The sequence below is a fragment of the Lysinibacillus sp. NPDC056185 genome (assembly GCF_047737915.1).
Classification (GTDB): Bacteria; Bacillota; Bacilli; order Bacillales_A; family Planococcaceae; genus Lysinibacillus.
This window is the reverse complement of record NZ_JBLLLQ010000007.1, coordinates 119542-124054: the sequence shown is the minus strand read 5'-3', so window position 1 is coordinate 124054 and position 4513 is coordinate 119542. Positions and strand designations below refer to the sequence as shown.

At 39.0% G+C, this 4513-nt stretch carries 5 protein-coding genes and 1 tRNA gene; 3 read left to right on the top strand and 3 right to left on the bottom strand.

Annotated elements, in window-relative coordinates:
• Nucleotides 1-10 precede the first annotated feature (10 nt).
• Nucleotides 11-325 carry a hypothetical protein gene (locus ACMZ42_RS09600; protein WP_415731314.1) on the bottom strand — a complete coding sequence of 105 codons (315 nt, stop codon included), beginning with the start codon at nt 323-325 and terminating at the stop codon, nt 11-13.
• Between the two features lie 93 nt (nt 326-418).
• Nucleotides 419-1000 (bottom strand): ATP-dependent Clp endopeptidase proteolytic subunit ClpP, encoded by a 582-nt coding sequence (clpP, locus tag ACMZ42_RS09595; protein ID WP_132361998.1) that lies wholly within the window; start codon nt 998-1000, stop codon nt 419-421.
• Nucleotides 1001-1684: 684 nt separating this feature from the next.
• On the opposite strand from clpP, the gene ACMZ42_RS09590 reads away from it, so the two are divergent.
• Nucleotides 1685-1759 (top strand) — tRNA-Arg (locus ACMZ42_RS09590).
• Between the two features lie 507 nt (nt 1760-2266).
• Here ACMZ42_RS09590 and ACMZ42_RS09585 read toward each other — a convergent pair.
• Complete coding sequence (locus tag ACMZ42_RS09585; protein ID WP_415731313.1) at nt 2267-2881, bottom strand: spore coat protein; 615 nt, start codon at nt 2879-2881, stop codon at nt 2267-2269.
• A 196-nt stretch (nt 2882-3077) separates the two neighbouring features.
• Between ACMZ42_RS09585 and ACMZ42_RS09580 the strand changes: the two genes are divergently transcribed.
• Nucleotides 3078-3659: a LemA family protein gene (locus ACMZ42_RS09580; protein ID WP_415731312.1), complete on the top strand. Its 582-nt coding sequence runs from the start codon at nt 3078-3080 to the stop codon at nt 3657-3659.
• On the top strand, nt 3659-4420 hold the full coding sequence (locus ACMZ42_RS09575) for a TPM domain-containing protein (RefSeq protein WP_415731311.1): 762 nt from the start codon (nt 3659-3661) through the stop codon (nt 4418-4420). The genes ACMZ42_RS09580 and ACMZ42_RS09575 overlap by 1 nt, the downstream gene beginning before the upstream one ends.
• Nucleotides 4421-4513: the final 93 nt, after the last annotated feature.

Here is a 4513-nt window from a genome sequence, read left to right as displayed (position 1 = left end):
GAAGGAAAAGTCAGAGCGACGGAAGTAAAAGGCTGAGACGGAAAGAAGAGTCAAAGCGACGGAAAGAAAGGCCGAAGTGACGGAAGGAAAAGTCAAAGCGACGGAAAGAAAGGCCAAAGCGACGGAAGGAAAAGTCAGAGCGACGGAAAGAAAAGGTTGCGGCGGAAAGAATAGTCGAAGCGACGGAAAGAAAGGCAGAAGCGACGGAAGGAAAAGTCAGAACGACGGAAAGAAGAGCCAAAATCGTGGATAGAACCATCAAAATGATGGATAGAGTAGCCAAAGTCGTGGATAAAACCATCAAAATCGCGGATAGCCCAATCAAAGTGAAGGATAGCCTCATCAAACCATACATACATTTAATGTCGAAAAACAAAAAAAGACATCTCAGAAATAATCTGGGATGCCTTTAGCATTTTTATTTACGTTCCATAATTTGGTCGATTAGGCCGTATTCTTTTGCACGCTCAGCTGTCATGAAGTTATCGCGATCTGTATCTCTTGCAATGACTTCAAGTGGTTGACCAGTACGTTCCGATAAAATTCCATTTAATTTTTCACGTAAGAATAAAATACGTTTTGCAGCGATTTCGATTTCAGTTGCCTGACCTTGTGCACCGCCAAGAGGTTGGTGAATCATTACTTCAGCATTCGGTAATGCGAAACGTTTACCAGGTTCACCAGCAGCAAGTAGGAAAGCACCCATAGATGCAGCCATTCCGATACAAATTGTTTGTACTTGTGGCTTGATAATTTGCATTGTGTCATAAATTGCCATACCAGCAGTGATAGATCCACCCGGTGAGTTAATGTAAAGAAAGATATCTTTGTCTGGATCTTCTGCTTGTAGGAATAGAAGTTGAGCAACAATTGAGTTAGCAACGTTGTCGTCAATTGCACTTCCTAATAGGATAATACGGTCTTTTAGTAGTCGTGAATAGATGTCATACGCACGTTCACCACGACTTGTTTGTTCAATAACTGTAGGAATTAAATTCATGTTAAATCCTCCTTAAAAAACTAAATTCGAATACTTTTGCTGAAAACTTCCTTGGTAATTCAGCTGTATCCTTATCATACACATTATAGTCAGGGAAGGTCAAATATTAACCCTGTTAAAGTAAAATAAATTAAATCAATTTTGCTTTGGCGTAATTATAGCCGCAACTTCGCATTCGCCCAGAAACCATTAGATGCCGCCGTTTCGCTTTCGTCCAGAAAACATTAGACGCTGCAACTTCGTGTTCGCCCAGAAACCATTAGATGCCGCCACTTCGCGTTCGCTCAGAAAACATTTGATGCCTCCGCATTGCTTTAACTACAAAAACATTTACCGTTGCCGCTTCGCTTCCACGCAGATAAAAAATACCGCGAACGCCTCGCTCTCACACAGATAAACAGTATGTCCAGAATTTAAAGTGTGTCCGCGCAATTCAAAATCCATGACATCCGTCAGAGGATTATCTTTTTTTTATAGGTATTTTGACACTTAATGAATCAAAATAAAAAAAGTTAAAATGTTTTGCATTCTATAGTTGAAATATGGGCAATACGTTTGTATAATTGATAAGGTCACATAAGTTAAAGTACAGTACACTATTTTGTCAGGTATGCTTCAAATGAGGGTTATCTACATCATGCTTTTCGTAAAGCCTAGGGTGAGTACTTTTTTTTTTGTTTAATTGCCCTCGTGGTGTAATGGATAACACGTAAGATTCCGGTTCTTGCACTGGGGGTTCGATTCCCTCCGAGGGCGCCATTTTACTGATTATTTGATTTACTTTTATAACTCAATTCTCCTAATAAGTAGTTTAGCAGCCTGCTTAGTGGGGAAAAGAGAAGGAAAAATAATGGAAATATTGCCTAGTAGGCATTATTCCCGTATTTGTTTCTTTCAAACCTTCAAAAAAGCAACAACTCCAAATTATTTTTTAGTGAACATACTGTACGTGAAGACTAGTTATACTAGTCGAAAAAAAGAATCCTATCTGAGGGGATTCTTTTTTTTTGCAAATAATCTAAAAATAGCACCAGAAATGAATGTATAAACATTTATTTCTGGTGCTATTTTCAGTTATGATTCGCACTGTTTTATTTTTAGAAAGAGATCGTATTGTCTTTATGAATGATGGCTATATTGGCGAAGAGGGGACGCGGGAAGAGCTTTTTGGGCATCTACAGCATTAGGAAAAGTTTTAAAATCCTTTAAACAAGAGCAGCCCCGTGTGATAGTGACCACAGATGGGGCTGCTCTTGTTTTTTATCATTAATGAAGGGGATTTGTTGTAGTGCCGTATGCGTTAAGCATCGTTTGCATATCTTGTTGAGAAAATTGAGGTACTTGATAGTAGCCATGCATATTTTGGTAAATAGATAATTCGTATGCCATTTCAATGCAGTTGGGAATACTATCTGCAATAACACGACGAACAACAGGGTTTGTAGTTTCTGTTGCTGCTGCAGTCATACCTTTTGCCACACCTTTTTGAGCGCCAAGTAAGAAGCCAGAAATACATTCATCATTGAGTTCACTTGCATTTTGCATCGGCTTTTTAGGTTGGCCAGGATTCATTCCATATTTAAAATTATTTCCTGTCTCCATTTGATAGCGACCTGTAGGAACAGTCGGATCATGACCTGTGTTATAAGATTCCACAATAGTGTTATACATACCTAATGTGAAATTATATTGGCGATCCAAAATGCTAAGCAACTCTGTGTCCTTAACCTGTGGACGTAAAACAATGGATTGATTCATACAAGCAATGATTGCACCGATTGTTTCATGCAAGTCCATTTGCTCATGTCCACCATGATTTAGGCTTTGTTGTTGGTTGAATGATGTTTGGTTTGATGATTCGTTTTGAAACGATTGTGTCAAAAAAAGCGCCTCCTAAATATCATAGTTTGTTACAGTATTAAGTATGGCACGTTAGACAAATTTCATACGGTATTAATGCATTTGCATATATGTAGAATAGAGATGTTTTTTTGCTGCACATTAGTGGTAAGAAAAAAGAAAGGCTTATCGCCAAAACATGGATGATAGCTAAAAGAAAGCGAAGGAGGTTTTAGAATTGAAAAAAATATTTGGACCTGTAGGAATAATCGTTATTATTTTAGTTGTATTGGCCTTACTATTTATTCCAAAATACAATAGTCTAGTAACGGCCGAGGAAAGCGTAGATTCGAAATGGGCGCAGGTTGAAAATCAGCTACAACGTCGCTACGATTTGATTCCGAACTTAGTAGAATCTGTAAAAGGTTATGCTAACCATGAGAAAGAAGTGATCGCTAGCATTACAGAGGCACGTGCACAAATGGGAAGTGCGCAAAGTCCAAAGGAACAGGCGGTTGCCAATGATGCATTAAACAGAGCACTTGGTCGATTACTAGTAGTCGTAGAAAATTATCCAAATTTAAAGGCAGATGCAAATTTCCGTCAATTAATGGATGAATTAGCTGGGACAGAAAATCGTTTAGCAGTGGCTCGAGAAGACTACAACAATGAAGTGCAGACTTTTAATAAAACGGTTAAACGTTTCCCAGGCAATCTTATTGCAGGGATGTTTGGTTTTGAACAGAAAGAATACTTTAAAGCAGCTGCGGGTGCTGAAAAGGCACCATCTATAGATTTTGGCAGTTCAGGTAAACAATAATGAAACGGTTGATATTCCAACTTGCTATAGTTAGCATCATGTTTATTCTATCTATAAGAATGGCAGATGCCGCAATGCCGACACCGATGAAAAATACGTATATTCATGATTTTGCTAATGTTTTATCAACATCCGTAAAGGAAGAACTCAATCGTTATTCAGAGCAGCTAGACAAAGGTACAGGTGCTGAAATTATGGTCGTAACGGTAGATACTATTAACGGAGAAGAACCAAAAATGTATGCAACAAAAATGATTCGTTCATGGGGTATTGGCGATGCGCAAAAAAATAATGGTGTTTTAATTTTAGCAACATTTGGGCAGGGCGATGGCAATAATGATGTCGTTATTGCTGTAGGTCAAGGTCTCGAAGGAGCATTACCTGATGGCAAGTTGGGGCGCATTTTAGATACAGTGTTTTATCCAGATGCACGTGCTGGAGACATTAATAAGGCATTTAAAGCAACGTACGCTGAAGTATTTCAAACTGTCGCCCAAGAGTATAATTGGGATGGAGAGATGCCTGCAAATACAGCTGATGAAGAAATGCCAACGTGGATGATTATTTTAATTGTTATCATCGTACTTATTATTTATACGTTTATTTCCAATGGTAGAGGAGGAGGGCCTCGTTCTGGTAGACGTGGCGGTTTTCCGGGTGGTTTTCCAGGTGGTTTTGGAGGTGGCGGCTCTAGGGGCGGTGGTTTTGGAGGATTCGGAGGCGGCTCATCTGCTGGTGGAGGAGCGAGTCGGAAATTTTAACATCAGATGCCTTATATAATGTAAGTGAAATGGCAGTTACAAATATTTTTTGTACCGAAAGCGTAGCGACAGGTACAGATGTTTTTTGTAACG

What these genes read in the sequence shown, in the direction of transcription:
- clpP (WP_132361998.1), bottom strand. Translation starts at nt 1,000, where the DNA reads ATGAATTTAATTCCTACAGTTATTGAACAAACAAGTCGTGGTGAACGT.
- ACMZ42_RS09575 (WP_415731311.1), top strand. Translation starts at nt 3,659, where the DNA reads ATGAAACGGTTGATATTCCAACTTGCTATAGTTAGCATCATGTTTATT.